We start from the raw sequence: 21,108 nt of genomic DNA on the forward strand, positions 1-21,108 counted from the left end.
AAGATTTTTAGGCAGTAAATAAACCATGATAAGAAAGTCATTACCAGTCATTCTCCTTGCTAGCGGTTTACCTGCTTTTGCTCAGACCGTGGATTTGTCCGTTGAAGGTTTATCTGGTGAGTTGGAGACGAATGTTGACGCTTATCTGTCTTCTATCCCTGAGGAAGATTACAACACCAGCCTACGCTTTCAAGCTCGCCTTGAAAAGAGCCTCACCGAAGCCCTCAATGCGCTTGGCTACTACCACCCAGATTTTTCTTTTCGTGTGGAAGACGAGGGAAGTGAATTGGTGGTGGTCATCACTCCTGGTTCTCCTGTACTGATTAAAGAAGTGGATATACAGCTAACGGGCGAAGCTAGTGATGATCGTTCATTTAAGGCTCTGATTCGTAAAATCGGTATTCATGAAGGGCAAGTTCTTAACCACAGTTTGTATGACGGTCTCAAATCTGGTATTCGCAACCTCGCTTTGCAAAAAGGCTACTTCGAAGGTGACTACACCATGAGTCGACTGGAGGTATCCCCTGATTTGAATGAAGCGTTCATACGTTTACATTTCGATAGTGGGATTCGTTATGCCTTTGGTGAGAAGATCATTTCTGGCAGTCAAATTGAAGAAGACCGTGTTGGCTCGTTGGCACCATTCAAACAAGGTGACCCATATCAGGTTTCTCAAGTAGGTGAGTTCAACCAAAACCTTTCGAATACGGATTGGTTTTCTTCGGTGTTTGTGGAGCCCGATTTATCCATGCTTGGAAAAGGTCGGGAACTACCAGTGAAAGTGTCTCTGGCACCACAGGCTAAGAACAAAATTGAAACGGGCTTAGGCTACTCCACCGATGTTGGAGTAAAAGGCTCTTTAAAATGGAAAAAGCCTTGGGTAAATGCCCGAGGGCACAGCTTTGACAGTAGCTTCTCACTTTCTGGGCCAGAACAAACGATTACTGCCGGTTACCGAATTCCACTTGAAGATGCACTCAATGAGTATTATCAAGTCAGCTATGGTATGAAAAATGTCGACAACCGTAACACCAAAAGCTTGGAATCGAACTTGGCTGTTGAGCGCCATTGGCTATTAGATAATGGCTGGCACAGGACTTTATTTGTGCGTTACTTGCTGGAAAATTATGAGCAGGGCTTACAAGATGACTCAGGGCAGTTTGTGTTACCTGGGGTGACGTTCAGCCGGAGTCGTATTCGTGGTGGAGCTATGCCTCGTTGGGGAGATAGTCAAACCATGACGTTGGAGTTTGGCGATGATAGCTTGCTGTCTGAGACTAGAGTGATTCGGCTTCAGGCAGGAACCACATGGATTCGAAGTTTAGGGCGTAATCATCGTGGCCTTTTGCGCTTAGACGGCGGTGCTAACTTCGCGGATGAGTTTGATAAGTTATCGCCATCACTGCGTTTCTTTGCCGGTGGTGATAACAATTTACGTGGTTATGGTTACGAGTCTATCTCTCCTCAAGATAGCAGTGGTGCATTAACGGGCGCAAAGTACATCGCCACCTCTTCTCTTGAATATCAGTATCGTTTTTATGGTAAATGGTGGGGCGCGCTCTTTTATGATTACGGTGATGCGTTCAATGACCAACCTGACTTTAAACGCGGGACTGGTTTTGGTGTCCGTTGGGCATCGCCCGTCGGTCCTATTCGTCTCGATTTTGCATGGGGGTTAGATGCGACGCCGGGTGATGAATTCAAAATCCACTTCACATTAGGGCCTGAGTTATGACCAAGGTAGTGTTTAAATGGTCTAAGTGGCTATCTATCTCTTTAATCAGCTTATTGGTGGCGATTGCCATCGCCTTAGCAGTAGTACTGTTTACAACTCCGGGTCTTAAATTAGCGCTCTGGGGTGCAGAAAAGTTTGTGCCTCAGTTGAAAGTCGAGTCCCATTCAGGGGCGATTTTCCCGCGCTTTACGCTTAATGGTGTTGTGTTTAAAGACGACTCACTTAACGTCGATGTGCAGGCTCGCTCAATCACGTTGGCAGTCAACGCCTCTTGTTTTACGGAGCCGAGCTTATGCGTGGATGATTTGGCCATTGATGGATTAAAGTTTGTGATGCCAGAGCTCCCTACGAGCACGCAAGCATCCCCAGAGCCCGCCGCAGATACCAGTGGCCCCATCACCGCCCCGTTACCAATTAAAGTAAAACGTGTCGCTTTATCTGATATTTCGCTTGATGTATTAGGCCATCAGGTCCATTGGCAGTCTTTCACGACTGGATTAGCGTTTCAGGGCAATCGTCTACGAATCAACAAAACGGCGCTAGACTCCATTCGCGTCGCACTGGCGCCAAGTGAGGCCAGTGAACCAGCCCCTGCTGCGAGTCCTTCTGCGGACGCTAACGCACAGATAGTCCTACCAAGCATTACCTTACCGCTGCAAATTGATGTAGTGCGATTGGATGTGAATGATTTTGAGCTGCAACAACCCACTCCTGTAGTCGTACACCATTTGGGGTTGGAGGCAAGTGCAGCCCGCTCCCAAGTTCAGGTTGATACTCTTGAGTTGGATATGCCTGAAGTCGAAGGTGTGCTGAGTACAACGGTGACCTTAGCAGACGACTATCCGTTGGATCTGGAACTGAATGCCAAAGTGAAGCAGAAGATAGCGGATGGACAGACTGTCAAACTGCATGCGACGGGAAGTGTTGCTGACTTGACGTTAAAGGCAGACTTTGGCGGTTTAGCGAAGGCACATGTTGAAGCGGCACTGCAGCCACTGAAGGCTGAATTTCCTTTTGAACTGACTTTGATTGATGGTGATCTTCAATGGCCGTTGAAAGGTCAAGGTGATTATTATGCCACAATACGCAACTTGCATACTCAAGGCTCGCTAAGCGGCTACAGTGTTGAACTCGATTCGGCTCTGAAAGGTAAGCAATTGCCTGATGCTGACCTGACTTTGCGCGGCAACGGGGATTTAAACCAAATCGATCTTCAGTCCCTCTCTATACAAACTTTAGGTGGAGAGGTGAGTGGTACGGTGATGGCGAATTGGCAAGCTCCGATTAATTGGGCAGCGGACATATCATTGGTCGATATTCAGCCAGGCCTCCAGTGGCAGCAGGCGGAAGGAAAAATCAGCGGTCAGCTATCGACGTCAGGTTCATTAACTGAGCAAGGTGGCTGGCAGGTGGAACTACCTACTTTGGATATCGATGGTATTTTACGTGATTACCCACTTAACATTGAAGGTGCGTTGTCGGCATCAGATCGTGCTAGCAGTGGAGACGTCCAACTCAGTACACCTCGCCTTGTTTTGTCCCATGGTCCTAATCACCTCATAGCTAAAGGGGATATAGACCGAGAGTTGAACATGCAGGTGGCGGTAGACTTTTTGGATATCGCTAAGTCGATCCCCGACTTGAAGGGCAGCGCACAAGGTAAGATCAAGCTGACCGGCCAATTAGAGCAGCCCCAAGTTGGCATTAACCTCAAGGCGAAAGCGATAAAATGGCAGCAAGAAGTGAGTGTGCAAAGCGTGGTGCTGAAAGGGCAGATCTCTCCGTTACCTCTGCCGTCAGGAGAACTCAAACTTCAAGTCGCTAATACTCAGTATCAAGACTATTTGATCGATACCATTGCGTTGAACTTTGATGGGGAGCAGAAGCAACATACGCTGACATTGGATGTTGATTCAAATCTTGCTTCGACGAAACTTGCGATTCAAGGTGCGCTTCAAGATACGCCTGAGCTTGCATGGAAAGGGGCGTTAGATAACATGTCACTGACTTCGGAACAGGGAACATGGACCTTAGCGCAGCCGACACCAATAGAATTGCTGATGGATTCACAACAAGCTTTCGTTGCTGCCCATTGCTGGTTGCAATCCGGTTCTTCAGTCTGTCTCGATCAAGATTTAACGGCAGGTAAGAGTGGAGAAGCTCACCTCTCAATTAAACAATTCGATTTTGAACAGATCAAAACTTTTATCCCACAGGAAATTAATCTACAAGGCGCCGTTAACGCAGCAGCCATCGCGAAGTGGAATCCTGACACTGTACCTGAGGTGATGCTTGATGTGGAGATGCCAAAAGGCTCGTTGGCTCAGACTAACAAGCAACCTGTAAAGCTAGGTTGGGAGTCATTCAAGCTCAATGCTCACCTAGTAGACAATAAGCTACAGGCAGATTGGCTATTGGATGTAACGGACAATGGTGACATTTCAGGGGAAGTTAGGATCCCTGATGTGTTAGCAAAAGACAAACGGCTCGACGGTAAGCTGGGTTTAACGACGTTTAACGTGGATTTTCTTGCTCCACTGCTTGGAGGCTACAGCAAGATGAAATCCAATATTCAGACAGAATTAACCTTCTCAGGCCCAATGATGCAACCTCGCGTTAATGGCCAGTTTGTGGTCGATGATATTTTGCTCAAAGGTGAGATTACGCCGGTCGAAATTGATTCGGGTAAGCTGGTGGTCAATTTCTCTGGCTATGATGCGACCTTAGCCGCAGCGATTAATACCCCGGATGGCAAGTTGGAAATCGCGGGTGATGCTGACTGGCAAGATCTTGAAGATTGGCAGACCAATGTGCGTGTTTTTGCTGAAGAGCTATTGGTGGATGTGCCGCCGATGGTAAAAATCAAAGTTGTGCCGGATATGACTATTTCCGCTTCACCTCAACAAGCTCGTATCGATGGTGATATTTCTTTGCCTTGGGGGCGAATTGTGGTTGAAGAGTTACCACCAAGCGCGATTGGGGTGTCTAAAGATCAAGTGCTCTTGAATGAGCAGTTACAATCCGAAGATGAAACGACAAGTGTTCCATTCAGTATTCAAACCAATGTCAACATCAATATTGGTGATGATTTCAAGCTGTCCGCTTTTGGCTTGGAAGGCGGGTTATCGGGTAATCTCAATGTTGCACAACGCGATCAGGGACCATTTGTGACCGGTGAAGTGAACATTGTGGATGGTTCTTATCGATCTTTTGGTCAAGACTTGTTGATCAAACAAGGGAAGATCCTCATGAATGGTCCAGTAGATCAGCCTTATGTGCAAATTACCGCCATACGTAACCCTGATAACACTCAGGATGAGGTGACGGCTGGAGTGCGAGTTACAGGCCCTGCTGACGAACCGACCGTCACTATCTTCTCTGAACCCGCTATGCCACAAGCTAATGCGCTATCTTATTTGTTACGTGGTCAGAATATAGACGGGGAGTCTGGAGGAAACTCTATGACGACGACTTTGATTGGGTTGAGTCTAGCGCAAAGTGGCCATGTGGTTGGAGAAATCGGAGAAGCCTTTGGTGTTCAGGATCTTCAGTTGGATACCGCAGGATCTGGTGATGATTCCCAAGTGACCGTGAGTGGCTATGTGCTACCGGGCTTACAAGTCAAATACGGTGTTGGTATTTTTGACTCTGTGGGTGAGTTTACGGTGCGCTATCGTCTGATGCAGGATTTGTACGTTGAGGCTGTGTCAGGTCTGGATAGTGCTGTCGATCTACTGTATCAGTTTGAGTTTAATTAATCGGAAGTTAGGTGGCAGGATGCAGCATTTACTCTTTGTGTATGGAACCCTACGTCAAGGGGAGAGCAACCACGATTATCTGATCGGAACCCAATGCTTGGGGCATTTTGAAACACTTCCTAACTACGCGTTATACGATCTTGGACCGTATCCGGCAGTGATTGAAGGTCATGACTCAATACTGGGTGAAGTGTACCTGATTGATGATGAGACATTGGCCAAGGTAGATAAGCTGGAAGATGTGCCAGTCGAGTATCGCCGTGAGCAGATTGAGACTCCTTTTGGTGAAGCTTGGATATACTTGTATCAAGACAGCAGTAAGCTCGATACCATCATTTCATCAGGTGATTGGTGCCAGAGGGTATGAGTTCATGCAATGTGCAACCAGGAGAATGACAATGATTATTAGAGTTTTACTATTAGCAAGTTTTCTTGTTGGATGTGCCGTTCCGCTTCCTTCGTCCACTTCAGAAGGCGACTGGCTAAAATATGGTGAACAACGGGCACTAAGTGGTTACAAAGTCCAATCAAAACATGAGCTTTCAAACAATCATATCTTGTCTCGGGAACTTTATTCTGCCTATCTCAGTGGTTATGAAATAGGAAAAAGCGCATATTGTGAGCAGAACCCTTATGCATTAGGGGCGCGAAAGCAATCTTATTTTGGTATATGTGACGATGTGAATAAGTTCTTTCGAATGAAATTTGAGGCAGGTAGAAGCTTGGCAGACTCTCGTTCACGTAGTTAAAAAAGAGCCAGCATTGCTGGCTCTTTTTGATTATTTCTGTGCGCGTTCGTAAGACTCAAGAATCTCTTTACGAGCTGACTCTACGTCTTCCCAACCGTCGACTTTTACCCACTTGCCAGACTCAAGCTCTTTGTAACGCTCAAAGAAATGCGTGATTTGCGCTTTTAGCAGCTCAGGCAGGTCGTTTACGTCTTGGATGTGATCGTATTCTTTAGACAGCTTAGTGTGTGGTACCGCCACTACTTTCGCATCTTCACCAGACTCATCCGTCATTTTTAGAACACCGACTGGACGGCAGCGGATCACTGAACCAGGCATCAGAGGATGTGGTGTTGGAACCAGAACGTCTACCGGATCACCGTCTAGAGACAAAGTGTGGTTTACGTAACCATAGTTACATGGGTAGAACATAGGTGCAGACATAAAGCGGTCGACGAACACAGCACCTGAATCTTTGTCTACTTCATATTTGATTGGATCCGCGTTAGCTGGGATTTCAATCACGACATAGAGGTCATCAGGAAGAGACTTACCTGCTGGTACGTTGTTTAAACTCATTAAGAAAGTTCCTTTTTAGTTTGTACCTCAATGAGGCACACGGGCTGAATATAAGACCGGAATACCTTACTGCTAAACTCGGTTTTATGTAAACCAACTAAGGCGAGATTTTGCTCAAGAAAATATGAAAAAGGCGCTCGAAAGCGCCTTTATATTTAATCTTCTGGGTGTTGTTCTAAGAACTCTTCCACTTTCTTGACCATGTTTTTTGATCCAACAAAGAAAGGCACACGTTGATGCAGCTCGGTTGGTTTGAGATCCATGATACGAGTCTTACCATCAGACGCTACACCGCCAGCTTGCTCAATGATATAAGCCATTGGGTTACATTCGTATAGCAAACGCAGCTTACCGTTTGGATGGCTTTGCGTACTTGGGTAAAGGTAGATTCCGCCTTTAAGCAGATTGCGATGGAAGTCCGCGACCAGTGAACCAATATAGCGTGACGTGTAAGGACGATGCTCGCTCGGTTCATTTTCCTGACAGTATTTGATGTACTTCTTCACACCCATAGGGAAGCGGATGTAGTTACCTTCGTTGATTGAGTAAATCGTGCCATCTTGAGGAATCATCATGTTTTCATGAGATAGGCAGAATGTGCCCAGAGATGGATCGTAGGTAAAGCCATTAACGCCTTTACCGGTTGTGTAGACCAACATCGTTGAAGAGCCGTAAATGACGTAACCTGCAGCGACCTGCTTGTGGCCTGGCTGAAGGAAGTCTTCTTCTGTCGGTGGGGTGCCAATAGGCGACACACGACGGTAAATGGAGAAGATGGTACCGACTGACACGTTAACATCGATGTTTGAAGACCCATCTAGCGGATCCATCAGAACCACGTATTTCGCGTTTTTGTTCAGCTCTTTATTGAACGCAACGGCTTCGTCTTCTTCTTCACTGGCAACACCACAAACCTGATCACGGGCTTCTAGCGCTGCTTTAAACTTTTCATTCGCGTAAACATCCAGCTTCTGCTGGTCTTCACCCTGTACGTTCTCAGTACCGACTGCACCGGTAATGTCACCAAGACCAGCTGCGTTGATTTCGCGGTTAACGATTTTTGCAGCAAGTCGGATAGAAGAAAGTAGGGATGATAGATCACCGCTAGCGTGGGGGAAGTCCGCTTGTTTCTCAACAATGAACTCGCCAAGGGTGCGCATTCCAGACATGATTTTTCCTTTAAGTCGCTTCAATATAGGGGGATTGGCGTTGGTGATCTCTGACGGATCTTAGATTTCGCCTAAGCCTAGTCTAAGAGTTAGATCTTTTTATTGGTAATGAACTAACTGACTGAGATCTCGTTTTATTTGTCGACTTGATAACGCTTTTCATCTGCTTGTTTGAAGCCATACGAATTGAATAACGCGCATAACACGCAATCATTTGCGTTCGTGTGACGTAAAAACAGTGAGCAAAGTAGTTCGCTTTTCTGCGTATAATCGCCATAATGTCAGCTCAGTTTTCGCCTTGGAGAAGGTTGTTTATGCATATTCATATCTTGGGAATTTGTGGCACATTTATGGGAGGTGCTGCAATTTTAGCTCGTCAATTAGGTCACAAAGTGACGGGCAGTGACGCCAACGTTTATCCACCAATGAGTACATTGTTGGAGTCTCAAGGTATTGAAATCATTGAAGGCTTTGATCCTTCTCAGCTTAACCCTGCACCTGATCTGGTCGTGATCGGAAACGCGATGAGTCGAGGCAACCCATGTGTCGAGCAGGTACTCAACAGTAACCTGAGATACACCTCAGGCCCACAGTGGTTGCAGGAGTTTCTTCTCCATGACCGCTGGGTGCTGGCTGTGTCAGGGACCCACGGTAAAACCACAACTTCCAGCATGCTGGCGTGGATTTTGGAAGACTGTGGCTATCAACCTGGCTTCCTTGTTGGTGGGGTGTTGGGCAACTTTGGGATTTCAGCGCGTTTGGGCGAAAGTATGTTTTTTGTTGTTGAAGCCGACGAATACGACAGTGCTTTTTTCGATAAGCGTTCTAAGTTCGTACATTACCATCCTCGCACGTTAGTTATGAACAATTTGGAGTTTGATCATGCGGATATCTTCGATGATCTGGAAGCGATCAAGCGCCAATTCCATCACTTAGTCAGAACCGTGCCGGGTAATGGTCGAATCCTTGCCCCGCAAGGCGATTCAGCAATTGCCGATGTATTACAGCGTGGCTGCTGGAGCGAAACGGAGTTCAGCGGCGAACAAGGTGACTGGCGAGCGGAGAAACAAGTCGCCGATGGTTCAATATTCACAGTCTTCTTCCAAGGTGAAGCCGTTGGTACTGTGAAGTGGGATTTGGTGGGCGATCATAACGTCGATAACGCCTTGATGGCCATCGCCGCGGCTCGTCACGTGGGTGTTACTCCGGATTTAGCTTGCCAGTCGCTGGCGAAATTCATCAATACCAAACGTCGACTTGAGCTAAAAGGTGAGGTGAATCAGGTTACGGTTTACGATGACTTCGCTCATCATCCTACGGCGATTGAACTTACTCTGGGCGGATTACGTAATAAGGTTGGTAAACAACGTATCCTAGCAGTACTTGAACCTCGCAGTGCGACGATGAAACGTGGTGTGCACAAAGAAACATTGGCTGCGTCCCTTGCTCAGGCTGACGTGGTCTTCCTTTATCAACCAGATAATATTGAATGGTCTGTCGAGGATATTGCCCAGCAATGTCAGCAGTCGGCTTATGCGTCAGACAGTGTTGATGCGTTAGTGCAGATGATGGCGGAACAGGCTCAACCGGGCGATCAAATTCTGGTGATGAGCAATGGTGGGTTTGAAGGTATCCACGATAAAATTCTGGCGAAACTTGCCGAATAGATGAATGTAACGGTATGAACCAAGAGAAACACAAAGCGATTACACTCGCTTTTACAGGGGCTTCCGGTGCGCCCTATGGACTAAGACTACTTGAATGTCTCTTAGCTGCGGGCTATCAAGTTCACCTACTGATTTCTTCAGCGGCTCGGGTTGTGTTAGCGACGGAGCATAATTTGAAGCTACCTGCCAACCCTGATTTGGCTCAACAGGCGCTAGTGACACACTTAAACTGTGATGCAGAAAAAATCATCGTCTATGGTAAAGACGACTGGTTCTCTCCAGTGGCTTCTGGGTCCGCAGCACCGAAACAGATGGTCGTGTGCCCTTGCTCTGCAGGCAGTGTGGCTGCCATCGCACATGGTATGTCTGATAATCTTATTGAGCGTGCGGCCGATGTGGTGATCAAAGAACGCGGCCAGTTGCTGTTGGTCGTGCGTGAAACACCGTTCTCTACGTTGCATCTAGAGAATATGCATAAGTTGTCGCAGATGGGCGTCACCATTATGCCTGCGGCACCAGGCTTCTACCATCAACCTAAGTCTATTGATGATCTGGTCGACTTTATGGTGGCGAGAATTCTCGATCATCTTAATGTTGAACAGGGGCTTGTCCCGCGTTGGGGATATGACCAGCGTGTATAACTCTGGCTAATTGACAACATTACGATTACAATCAGCCGATACTCATCGGGGAGCTATTCATCGCACAGATGAAGCTGAGATTGGGCAAAGCCCAGGACCCGTGTACCTGAACCAGATAATGCTGGCGTAGGAATTGAGTCTGAACATTTGCCCTGCCAATGTTTCCTCAAACCTGTGCCGCTCAACCAAGGAGAGAGCGAGCAGTGAAAACCACTTTAAGTACCATCGCCGTTGCCACACTGACATCTTTTTCTGCATTGGCAGCAGATAACACCCTTACCGTTTATACCTACGATTCTTTTGCCGCGGATTGGGGCCCTGGCCCGAAAGTGGAAAAAGCGTTTGAAGCTCAATGTGGCTGTGATGTGAACTTTGTTGCTCTTGATGATGGCGTTTCTATTCTTAATCGCCTGCGCCTTGAAGGAGACAACAGCAAAGCGGATATCGTGTTAGGTTTGGACAATAACCTGATGGCAGAAGCGCAGAAAACGGGACTACTGGCCGAACACAAGGTTGATACCAAATCGGTCAATCTGCCTAACGGCTGGGAAGACAGCACTTTTGTGCCTTATGACTTCGGTTACTTTGCGTTTGTCTACAACAAAGAAAAGCTTACCAACCCACCAAAGAGTCTTAAAGAACTAGTGGAATCACGCGATGATCTGAAAGTGATTTATCAGGATCCCCGTACGTCAACGCCGGGCCAAGGCCTGATGTTATGGATGAAATCTGTCTATGGCGATGACGTCACCCCTGCATGGCAACAACTGGCGAAGAAAACCGTCACTGTCACCAAAGGTTGGTCTGAGGCTTACTCTATGTTCCTTGAAGGTGAGTCAGACATGGTGTTGTCTTACACTACCTCACCGGCGTATCACCTGATCGCAGAAAGCGACAGCAAATACGCCGCCGCTGATTTTGCCGAAGGCCATTACACTCAGGTTGAGGTGGCGGCTAAAGTAAAAGTATCGAAAAACGAAAAATTAGCCGATGAATTTATGACGTTTATCCTTAGCGACGACTTCCAGTCTTTGATGCCAACAGGAAACTGGATGTACCCAGTAACTAAAGTCGCACTGCCTGAAGGCTTTGAGACACTGACGGTACCTGAAAAAGCCTTGAGCTTTAGCGCAGAAGAAGTGGCGCAAAATCGAAAATCCTGGATACGTGAGTGGCAAAGCGCCTTAACCTTCTAAGGAGACGCTTTGCGTAGTATTCCAAAATTAGGACTCTGGGTCGCGATAGCTATCGCGGCCTTTGTTGTTTCTGCTCTCGGTGCTTTGTTAGCTGCTGCCCCATCCCTGAATATCGCTCAGGTATGGTCTGACCCTTATTATCGGCATGTCACCAAGTTCAGCTTTTACCAGTCGTTCCTGTCGACTCTGCTCAGCGTTGGCTTAGCCATTCCAGTCGCGCACGCACTATCTCGGCGTACCTTTCCTGGTAAATCTTTGCTGCTTAAGCTGTTTGCTACCACATTGGTGTTGCCTGTGTTGGTTGGGGTGTTCGGTTTGCTGGCGATTTATGGCAATAGCGGCCTGTTGTCATCAGCTTTTGCATGGTTTGATTCTAAACTGCCATTTTCGATTTACGGTCTGAACGGTATTTTACTGGCGCATGTGTTTTTTAACTTGCCTTATGCCACGCGCCTGTTATTGCAGTCATTGGAGTCTATTCCCGCTGAGCAGCATAAGCTGTGTGCTCATCTAGGCATGGGCCATTGGCATAAATTTAAGTGGGTTGAATGGCCTCGTTTGCGTCAGCAGTTGCCACATGTATGTGGCTTGGTGTTTATGCTGTGCTTTACCAGTTTTGCGACGGTAATGGCGCTTGGTGGCGGGCCGAAATCGACCACGATAGAACTGGCGATTTATCAGGCGATCAAATTTGATTTTGATTTGCAGGCAGGGGCATTACTGGCGATATGGCAGATGCTGCTGTGCGGCATTATGGCGTTGGCAGTGCAGCGTTTGACCAAGCCTGTGGCTGTGAGCTCAGGTACGCAAGGTCACAACCTTTATATAGCCAAGGACTCTATCTGGTCACGTATTTGGGATAGGAGTTGGATTGGCCTGAGTATGTTATTGGTGCTACCACCTTTATTGATGGTAGTGCTCAGCGGCCTCAACTCAGAAGCCTTATCGGTGTTTACTGATCAACGATTTTGGCTGGCGTTATGGTCATCACTTAAAGTGGCAGCATTGGCGAGCGGTATCGCGCTCTTGGCAGGGATTGCAATATTGTTGACCAGCCGTCGATTGCGACTGAATGCAAAAAATCGTCATGCGGATCAGATTGAGTTTTTGGGAACGATCATTCTTGTCACGCCCGGTTTGGTGATTTCTACAGGGTTATTCTTACTACTGCGGTCTTTTACAGATGTGTTTAGTCTGGCGTTTTTTATTGTGGTCGCGGTGAATGCGCTGATGGGTTTGCCTTACGTGATCAAAACCTTGTCACAGCCGATGCTGCATATCGAGCAGCAATACCAATACGTATGTGCAAGCTTAGGTATGAAAGGCTGGCAGCGCTTTCGCGTTGTTGAATGGCGAGCCCTGAATAAGCCAATGGCTCATGCTTTCGCGATCAGTTTTATGTTTGCGGTGGGAGATTTAAGTGCGATTGCCCTGTTTGGTAGCCAGGAGTTCCGTACGCTGCCGTTGTATCTTTTCCAATTGCTGGGCAGCTATCAGATGGATGCAGCAGCTGTCGTGTCAGTCACTCTGTTACTGCTCAGTGTTGGCTGTTTTGCACTGATTGAAACCCTATTTAAGGCAAACTCTAAGGTGACTTATGCTGATCCTCAATGATGTACATTACTATTACCATCAGGATCTATTCCATTTTGATTTACATATTGAGCAGGGAAGTCTGGTCGCATTGATGGGGCCGAGTGGGGCGGGTAAATCAACGTTACTGGCCTTGGTTGCGGGCTTTATCGAACCTGAAAGCGGCAGTATCAAAGCTGGTGGATTTGAGATTGTGGGCAAAGAGCCTTACCTGCGTCCTTTTGCGATGCTATTTCAGGAGCATAACCTGTTTGCCCACCTCACAGTACGCGAAAACATTGGACTGGGCCTGCACCCTGGGTTGAAGCTCAACTCTGAGCAAGCCAATCAGGTGGAACACGCAGCAGTGCAGGTCGGTATTGCGGAATATTTGGATCGGTTACCTGAGCAATTGTCGGGTGGGCAGCGTCAGCGTGTCGCATTGGCTCGTTGCTTTGTTCAGCCTCATCCTATTTGGTTGCTTGATGAACCTTTCTCGGCGCTTGATCCGGTATTACGAGAAGAAATGCTCGGGCTAGTTAAGCAATTAGCCGCAGAGCGCAATATTACCGTGGTGATGGTGACTCATCATATCAGTGACGCTAAAGCTATTGCTTCGCATTTTGCCTTTGTTGACCAAGGAAAAGTGGCTGTTGCGGATAAGATAGAACATTTGTCTCAGCAGAACGCCCATCCAGCTCTGAGCGGCTTTGTCAAAGCTGGTGAGTCATCGTTGGCTAACTTAGGGTTTGATTCAATCTAATTGCTTTTCGCTGTCGGCTTTTAGTGCATCAATATCTGGCGCAATATACTGTACGTGTGAGAAATCTCGTTCAGGAAATAGATATTGGGCTTCTCTGCGAATTTGCTCGGCACGTTCGCTGTCGCCTAAGCCTTGGTAAGCAAGGATTAAGTTGTTATAAAACGCCGGCCTTGGCTTGTCTTTAATAATCTGAAGTGACCAGTCAATGTAGGGCTGGATGAACTTTGCTTCCTGACGATAAAGGCCAATATTGAGATAGGTGCTATAAATGTCCCAATCGTATCTGTCTTTCCAAACGATTGGATTAGTCACTTCATTGAGCAAGTCTGGGTCTTTAGGCGTTGATGTTTCAAACTTCGTTAACACATAGTTGGTATGTAGGGCTGTCAGCATATAGAAGCTGACTAGGATGGGTACGATTAAGCTCATCACTCGAAAGAGTGTTTTACTGACAATGCTAATGGATGCGTGACGGTATGAGCCAGCACGTTGATCTATCCAAAAGAGCAAAACCACAAAGGTAATCCAGTGGATGGCTGAATGGTAAAAAGGGTACTCCAATTGGCTATGCAGAACGATAGGGACAAATAAAGCGAACATAGCTAAGCGAGTACCTTTTTTCGCGTTGTATATCCGAAGTAACACCATCACGGCAGCAAGCATGATGGCTAAAACAGGCAATAACCCCCCTTCAACTCCCCAATAGAGCAGTTCATTATGTGGGTGATCCATCGCAGCCAAACCTGGATGATAGCTAGGGTTTAGCTGATGCTGGCGGGCCGTGTAGACAATATATTCAGGCTCAAATCGTCCGTAGCCATAACCTGTGAAGGGCTTCTCGACTAGCATATCCAGAGTTTGTGGAAAGGTGTACTGTCGCGGGCCTTCCAGATTAGCGCGCTGCGTGGCAAGAGAATCTCCAGCCGACAGGAGATTAATACTGCTACCTATAGATAAACCCAGGCAGATGGCGGCTAGCCATCCCCAGAAGCGCTTTTTTGTGGCAAATCGGTATAAGTAAGGTAACAGCAACATGACAGCAAGTAAGGCGCCTAGCCAGCCGGTGCGAGAAGCAATCAGTATCAAAAGTGGAACTGTCACGACTGGCATGACGTAGAGTAGTAACACTTCACTGAGTTGGCGGTGATATTTTTTGGGGTGTCGAGTGAGTAGGTATCCAGAAAGGACTAGGCCTGTCGCGAGAAAACTCGCCATGACGTTTGGCTGTTGAAAAATACCATAGGGACGGTTTTGGGCGGTATCGTAGCCAAATAGATTATTAGGCTGAAGAACGAAATATTGCACCCAACCGAATAGGGCTTGAATGAAAACTGCGATGGTAATAAACCACAGTAAACGCTGTTTTTGTTTGTTACTGAAGCGAAACTGTTGCAGCACGAAAAAGAGGGTAAAACCTGCCCAAAGGCCGATAAGCTTGCCTTGAGATAAAGAAAAGTCTGACTTGGGGTAGAGCACAGGTATGGTTAGTAGTACACAACAAATGAAGAGCCCTATGGTCAGTTTGTTGTATCGCAGTCCCCCTTGTGTCCCTGCTTGATATAATCCTAACGCGAGAGAAAGGCTGACAGCAATCCAAGTGGTCGCATTAAAAGACAATGCCAGCCCAGACCCTCCGGGGTTAGGCATAAAAATGTGCATTGCGAGCAGAAACACTATTGCAATAGAAATAAGAAATGGCCTGGTGAGTGGAAGTTTAGGCGCTTGAGGCTCTAAGCTTGTCCCTGCTAAATGGGTAGTTGCCATCGATGATTATGTCCTTAAAAGAAAACAGACCAAATTCAGGTCTGTTTAATTTACTACTTTTCGTTATTCTAACATAGGCTTGAGGAACCTTGCGGTATGAGAACCTGTGACCTTAGCGACCTCTTCAGGTGTGCCTTGGGCAATAATTTCACCGCCACCTTGCCCGCCTTCTGGACCTAAATCCACAATCCAGTCTGAGGTTTTAATCACATCAAGGTTATGCTCAATAACAACCACAGTATTGCCGTGATCTCGTAGACGATGCAGTACTGTTAACAGTTGCTGAATATCATGGAAGTGTAAGCCCGTTGTGGGTTCATCTAAGATATAGAGTGTTTTGCCTGTATCGCGCTTTGACAACTCTCGAGCTAGCTTAACACGTTGTGCTTCACCACCGGATAAGGTCGTTGCCGCCTGACCTAATCGGATGTATGACAGACCGACATCCATCAGAGTTTGCAGCTTACGGGCAATAACAGGCACAGGGTCGAAAAATTCGCGAGCATCTTCAACCGTCATTCCGAGTACTTCATCAATCGTCTTGCCTTTGTAATGAACTTCCAGCGTTTCGCGGTTATAGCGTTTTCCTTTACATACGTCACAAGGTACATATACATCAGGCAGGAAATGCATTTCTACTTTGATTACACCATCACCTTGACAGGCTTCACAGCGACCACCGCGTACGTTGAAGCTGAAGCGACCTGGTTTATAGCCTCGAGATCTTGCTTCCTGAGTGCCGGCAAATAATTCACGAATCGGGGTAAAGATCCCCGTATAAGTTGCAGGGTTAGAGCGTGGTGTGCGCCCGATCGGGCTTTGATCGATGTCGATGACCTTATCAAAGTGCTCTAGCCCTTTTATTTTTTGGTAAGGTGATGGGGTCGCAGTCGTTGCACCGTTGAGTTGAGTGTGGGCAATTTTAAAGAAAGTATCGTTAATCAACGTCGACTTGCCGGATCCCGAAACGCCAGTCACACAGGTAAACAAGCCAACTGGAATCGTTAATGTCACATCCTTAAGGTTGTTGCCTGTTGCTCCGAACAACTCGACCACTTTTTTGTTATTTATAGGAGTGCGTTGTTTAGGCACTTCAATTTTCTTCGTACCACTAAGGTACTGACCCGTTAGAGACTCTGGAGTGGCGACAATCTCTTCCATGGTGCCTTCTGCGACTACATTACCACCATGAACCCCGGCGCCGGGGCCAATATCGATCACATGATCCGCCATTCTAATTGCATCTTCATCGTGTTCAACGACCAAGACGGTATTGCCCAAATCACGTAGATGGGTCAGGGTATTCAAGAGTCGTTCGTTGTCGCGTTGGTGTAGCCCGATGGAGGGTTCATCCAGCACGTACATGACTCCGACTAACCCTGCACCAATCTGGCTGGCGAGTCGAATTCGTTGTGCTTCACCACCGGATAAAGTTTCGGCACTACGGGAAAGGTTGAGGTAGTTGAGGCCAACGTTCACTAGGAATTGGAGACGATCATTGATCTCCTTCATCACTTTCTCTGCGATTTGAGCCCTTTGCCCTTCTAGCTCTAGTGACGCAAAGAAACCGAGCGCATCGGCAATGCTTAACTCAACAATCTCGGGCAATGTTGTATCGCCAATAAACACATTACGGGCTTCAAGGCGAAGACGGCTGCCTTCACAGCTAGAGCAGGTACGAGTCGAGATATATTTTGCCAAGTCCTCACGGACCGCATTTGACTCTGTATCTCGATAACGACGTTCTAAAGTGTTCAGTATCCCTTCAAATGGGTGACGTTTCACACGAATATCACCGCGATCATTGATGTATTTAAACTCAACCTCAGTTCGCCCCGAGCCATTCAGCACTACATCACGAATTTTCTTCGGTAAGGACTTAAAAGGAGCTTTAAGATCGAAATCAAAGTGCTCAGCTAAGGAAGAGAGCATTTGGAAGTAATAGTAGTTCTTTTGATCCCACCCCCTAATGGCTCCTTCTGCCAAGCTTAAGGAGTCATCAAGAATAACTCTCGCGGGATCAAAGTATTGCTGCACACCAAGGCCGTCACAGGTATGGCACGCCCCCGCTGGATTATTGAATGAGAAAAGCCTTGGCTCTAACTCTTGCATACTGTAACCACAGTGCGGACAAGCAAAGTTAGCAGAAAACACCACTTCTTCACCATCACCGTCCATAGGCGCAACCACTGCAATACCGCCAGAAAGTTCCAGTGTGGTTTCAAAGGACTCTGCCAGCCTCTGTTGTAGGTCATCGCGCACTTTAAAGCGATCTACGACCACTTCGATGGTGTGTTTCTTGTGCAGTTCTAAGGTCGGAGGATCCGATAAATCGCAGGTTTCACCATCAATACGAGCACGGATAAAACCTTGCGCTGCGAGGTTTTCCAGTGTTTTTACATGCTCACCTTTACGCTCTTTAACGATGGGAGCCAGTAGCATCATTTTAGAGCCTGCTGGCAGTTCCAATACTTTATCGACCATCTGTGAGATGGTTTGGGCGGTGAGTGGAACCTTATGTTCTGGGCAGCGGGGCTCACCGACTCGTGCATAGAGTAAACGTAAATAGTCGTAGACTTCAGTAATGGTACCGACGGTTGAGCGAGGATTGTGTGATGTCGATTTTTGTTCAATGGAGATGGCAGGGGATAGACCTTCGATATGGTCAACATCTGGCTTTTCCATTAAAGATAAAAATTGACGAGCGTAAGCGGATAGTGACTCAACATAGCGCCGCTGACCTTCCGCATATAAAGTATCAAAGGCAAGTGATGACTTACCTGAACCTGATAATCCAGTAATGACGATGAGTTTATCTCGGGGGATGGTCAGGTTGACATTTTTTAAGTTGTGGGTGCGTGCGCCGCGAACTTCGATCTTATCCATTGCTCTCGCTCAATGTAAAAACAAGTGGGCTAAGTATTACATAGAGTGATAAATGTTCAAAGAAAATACTGTATGAAAAAACAGTAATAAAAAAGGCTGCTCACAGAGCAGCCTTTGAACACTGAGAAATAAACCATTAGGCTTCTTTGGTTGTACTTTGTTTACCCAACTCAGATTTCTTGCTGTCTTTGAGGTAAAGGTTCTCAAAGCAGTAGTTAGTGGCTTCGATGTAACCCTCAACACTACCGCAGTCAAAACGTTGGCCTTTGAATTTGTAGGCCAGTACACAGCCTGCTTTAGCCTGTTTCAGAAGGGCATCTGTAATCTGAATTTCACCGCCTTTGCCTGGCTCGGTATTTTCGATCAGCTCGAAGATATCTGGAGTCAGGATATAGCGACCAATGATAGCGAGGTTACTTGGGGCGGTACCAGGTTCTGGTTTTTCAACCATGTCATCAACGCGATAGATATCGTCTTTGATCATTTCACCTGAAATCACACCGTACTTATGTGTTTCATCAGCAGGCACTTCTTGTACGGCAACAATTGAGCAGCGGAACTGTTTAAACAGTGCCACCATTTGCGCCAGCACACCTTCTTGTTCGTTGACGCAAAGGTCATCCGCCAGAACTACAGCGAAAGGTTCATCACCGATGAGTTCACGCCCAGTCAGAATTGCATGACCCAACCCTTTCATCTCACGTTGACGGATGTAGGTGAAGTTAGCACTTTCGATGATATCGCGGATATCGACTAAGAGCTCTTCTTTGTTCGTCCCACTGATTTGGTGTTCCAATTCGTAGTTTTTATCAAAGTGATCCATGATCGAGTGTTTACCACGACCTGTGACAATACACATACCATTCATTCCGGCTTGAATCGCTTCCTCTACACCGTATTCAATCAATGGCTTGTTAACGACAGGCATCATTTCTTTAGGCATGGATTTGGTCGCTGGGAGAAAGCGAGTTCCATAGCCTGCTGCCGGGAAAAGGCATTTTTTGATCATGTTAAAACCCTATATCTGTATTTCGTCTTTTATATAGCTGGCGCAACCATATCACTTTTTGCATGAATGAATAATGACTATAGAAGCGAAAACGTGAGTTTTTGCACATTGGATTATATTTAAGACATCATATGTTGATTGGCCCAAGCGATGGCTTGCACTCTATTCTTGACCGAGAGCTTTTTAAAGATTTGGTATAAATGAGACTTCACCGTGAACTCACTGATAAACAGGTCTTCGGCAATCTGCATGTTTGACGCACCAGTTTTTAAACAGCGAAGAATTTGGATCTCGCGGGCTGTTAAATCGACTGTCGCGGGTGCGGTCTGGCTTAATACTACATGGCGGTAATAGTGTAGTAGCTGAGCGGCGACCTTACGTGGTAGCCAGTTTTGGCTGTTGATGACTTCAGCACATCCTTTGGCGACTGCTTCAATAGACTCTTCTTGGTAAAATAAGGCTTTGAGGTTGCCAAAACGTAATAGTTCTTCTGTAGTCAGTCTTTTCTCGACATTAAAAATGATCGTCTCAAACATTTTATTCGACAGAGGGAGGTCGCGAATCTGGTTGTTAAGCTTTTGATAATTGTTGTGATCTATCATTAGGATCTTATGTTTATGTTGTTGCATGGCAAGCATGAGTTCATTGGGCTCAATACGTGGAATGTCGATACTGAGCAGCTTTTCTACTTGATGGATAAGGTGATGGGGTTTCGATGTATCTTCACAAAGAAAGTAGATAGTTCGGGCGTAAATGTTTTTGGCCATAAGGTTCTTCATTCGGTTTAATTGAGGTGTTGGCAGAGTGAATGAGAAATTTGACCAGTGCGAATCAAGTTTACAGGATTGCGTTCAATTTCATGTTGATAAGTAATTATTAAATCTATCAATCGAACAATAGATTGAATTTACTCGAAAATAGATGTGCCTTGAGTTGGGCTGATGACTTTGTGAGCTCATGGTGTGGATTGCAATTTGTTCGAAGGCTAAAGCGTGTTATCCTAGTGCGCTATTTTTAAGGTTAATAGAGAATTTAGACGGAGCGAATCATGGCGAGCCGTGGAGTAAATAAAGTTATCATTATGGGTAACCTAGGGCAGGACCCTGAAGTTAAGTACACTGCGAATGGTAGTGCCGTGGCGAACATTACCGTTGCAACTTCTGAATCTTGGCGAGACAAAAATACGGGCGAGCAGCGTGAAAAAACGGAATGGCACCGTATTGTGCTCTTTGGTAAGACCGCTGAAGTCGCGGGTGAGTACCTACGTAAAGGCTCGCAAGTCTACATTGAAGGCCAACTTCAAACGCGTAAATGGCAAGACCAAAATGGTCAAGACCGTTACACAACTGAAGTCGTTGTTCAATGGCCAGCTGGTCAAATGCAATTGCTTGGTGGTCGTCCGCAGGGGGGAGCATCAGGTCAGCCAATGGGGCAACCTCAGCAGCAAGGTGGTTGGGGACAGCCTCAACAGCCAGCGATGCAGCAAAGCCAACCTGCTCAGCAGCAATACTCTCAGCCGCAACAGCAGCCGAGTCAAAGCCAGCCACAATACAATGAACCTCCAATGGATTTTGATGACGATATCCCATTCTAGGTCATTGAATCCTGAAAAAAGCCGCGAATTTCGCGGCTTTTTTATAT

The 21,108-nt window shown here is 46.7% G+C and carries 16 protein-coding genes and 1 riboswitch; of the genes, 10 read left to right on the forward strand and 6 right to left on the reverse strand.

The genetic code is table 11. From position 1 onward, the window contains the following. Window positions 1–25: 25 nt before the first annotated feature. Genes L1D31_RS00105 through L1D31_RS00120 form a run of 4 tightly spaced genes read left to right on the forward strand, consistent with a single transcriptional unit; the run spans window position 26 to window position 6,242 of the window. The gene (locus L1D31_RS00105) at window positions 26–1,735 is read left to right on the forward strand and encodes an autotransporter assembly complex family protein (protein WP_239835091.1); all 1,710 of its coding nucleotides are present in this window, start codon (window positions 26–28) and stop codon (window positions 1,733–1,735) included. Further along, on the forward strand, window positions 1,732–5,493 hold the full coding sequence (locus L1D31_RS00110) for a translocation/assembly module TamB domain-containing protein (RefSeq protein WP_239835092.1): 3,762 nt from the start codon (window positions 1,732–1,734) through the stop codon (window positions 5,491–5,493). The genes L1D31_RS00105 and L1D31_RS00110 overlap by 4 nt, the downstream gene beginning before the upstream one ends. A 19-nt stretch (window positions 5,494–5,512) precedes the next feature. Continuing rightward, window positions 5,513–5,860: a gamma-glutamylcyclotransferase gene (locus L1D31_RS00115; protein ID WP_239835093.1), complete on the forward strand. Its 348-nt coding sequence runs from the start codon at window positions 5,513–5,515 to the stop codon at window positions 5,858–5,860. Window positions 5,861–5,891: 31 nt separating this feature from the next. Continuing rightward, entirely contained in the window at window positions 5,892–6,242 is a 351-nt protein-coding gene (locus tag L1D31_RS00120) for a DUF2799 domain-containing protein (RefSeq protein WP_239835094.1), read from the forward strand. 30 nt (window positions 6,243–6,272) lie between these two features. Here the strand turns inward: L1D31_RS00120 and ppa are convergent, their stop codons facing one another. Together ppa and fbp are read right to left on the reverse strand one after the other, a co-directional pair. Beyond that, window positions 6,273–6,800, reverse strand: a complete 528-nt coding sequence (ppa, locus tag L1D31_RS00125) for an inorganic diphosphatase (RefSeq protein ID WP_038509400.1) — start codon at window positions 6,798–6,800, stop codon at window positions 6,273–6,275. Between the two features lie 155 nt (window positions 6,801–6,955). After that, window positions 6,956–7,969: a class 1 fructose-bisphosphatase gene (fbp, locus tag L1D31_RS00130; RefSeq protein WP_239835095.1), complete on the reverse strand. Its 1,014-nt coding sequence runs from the start codon at window positions 7,967–7,969 to the stop codon at window positions 6,956–6,958. Window positions 7,970–8,283: 314 nt separating this feature from the next. On the opposite strand from fbp, the gene mpl reads away from it, so the two are divergent. From mpl to thiQ, 5 genes are all read left to right on the forward strand, one after another. Then, on the forward strand, window positions 8,284–9,636 hold the full coding sequence (gene mpl, locus L1D31_RS00135) for a UDP-N-acetylmuramate:L-alanyl-gamma-D-glutamyl-meso-diaminopimelate ligase (RefSeq protein WP_239835096.1): 1,353 nt from the start codon (window positions 8,284–8,286) through the stop codon (window positions 9,634–9,636). Window positions 9,637–9,650: 14 nt separating this feature from the next. Further along, entirely contained in the window at window positions 9,651–10,277 is a 627-nt protein-coding gene (locus L1D31_RS00140) for a flavin prenyltransferase UbiX (RefSeq protein WP_239835097.1), read from the forward strand. Between the two features lie 36 nt (window positions 10,278–10,313). Then, a riboswitch (TPP riboswitch) is annotated at window positions 10,314–10,427 on the forward strand. Window positions 10,428–10,480: 53 nt separating this feature from the next. Further along, window positions 10,481–11,473, forward strand: a complete 993-nt coding sequence (gene thiB / locus L1D31_RS00145) for a thiamine ABC transporter substrate binding subunit (protein ID WP_239835098.1) — start codon at window positions 10,481–10,483, stop codon at window positions 11,471–11,473. Window positions 11,474–11,482: 9 nt separating this feature from the next. Further along, window positions 11,483–13,087: a thiamine/thiamine pyrophosphate ABC transporter permease ThiP gene (gene thiP / locus L1D31_RS00150; RefSeq protein WP_239835099.1), complete on the forward strand. Its 1,605-nt coding sequence runs from the start codon at window positions 11,483–11,485 to the stop codon at window positions 13,085–13,087. Continuing rightward, window positions 13,071–13,808: a thiamine ABC transporter ATP-binding protein gene (gene thiQ / locus L1D31_RS00155; RefSeq protein WP_239835100.1), complete on the forward strand. Its 738-nt coding sequence runs from the start codon at window positions 13,071–13,073 to the stop codon at window positions 13,806–13,808. Before thiP ends, thiQ begins: the two co-directional genes overlap by 17 nt. Here thiQ and L1D31_RS00160 read toward each other — a convergent pair. From L1D31_RS00160 to L1D31_RS00175, 4 genes are all read right to left on the reverse strand, one after another. Beyond that, window positions 13,800–15,572 carry a PglL family O-oligosaccharyltransferase gene (locus L1D31_RS00160; protein WP_239835101.1) on the reverse strand — a complete coding sequence of 591 codons (1,773 nt, stop codon included), beginning with the start codon at window positions 15,570–15,572 and terminating at the stop codon, window positions 13,800–13,802. The genes thiQ and L1D31_RS00160 overlap by 9 nt on opposite strands. Window positions 15,573–15,635: 63 nt before the next feature. Then, window positions 15,636–18,458, reverse strand: a complete 2,823-nt coding sequence (gene uvrA, locus L1D31_RS00165) for an excinuclease ABC subunit UvrA (protein ID WP_239835102.1) — start codon at window positions 18,456–18,458, stop codon at window positions 15,636–15,638. A 136-nt stretch (window positions 18,459–18,594) separates the two neighbouring features. Continuing rightward, the gene (galU, locus tag L1D31_RS00170; RefSeq protein ID WP_239835103.1) at window positions 18,595–19,467 is read right to left on the reverse strand and encodes a UTP--glucose-1-phosphate uridylyltransferase GalU; all 873 of its coding nucleotides are present in this window, start codon (window positions 19,465–19,467) and stop codon (window positions 18,595–18,597) included. Between the two features lie 119 nt (window positions 19,468–19,586). After that, window positions 19,587–20,234, reverse strand: coding sequence for a LuxR C-terminal-related transcriptional regulator (locus tag L1D31_RS00175; protein ID WP_239835104.1), 648 nt, complete (start codon window positions 20,232–20,234; stop codon window positions 19,587–19,589). A 281-nt stretch (window positions 20,235–20,515) separates the two neighbouring features. Between L1D31_RS00175 and L1D31_RS00180 the strand changes: the two genes are divergently transcribed. Further along, on the forward strand, window positions 20,516–21,061 hold the full coding sequence (locus tag L1D31_RS00180) for a single-stranded DNA-binding protein (protein ID WP_239835105.1): 546 nt from the start codon (window positions 20,516–20,518) through the stop codon (window positions 21,059–21,061). Window positions 21,062–21,108: the final 47 nt, after the last annotated feature.

Source organism: Vibrio sp. Isolate23, from assembly GCF_022398095.1.
In the GTDB taxonomy this organism is placed as follows: Bacteria; Pseudomonadota; Gammaproteobacteria; order Enterobacterales; family Vibrionaceae; genus Vibrio; species Vibrio coralliilyticus_A.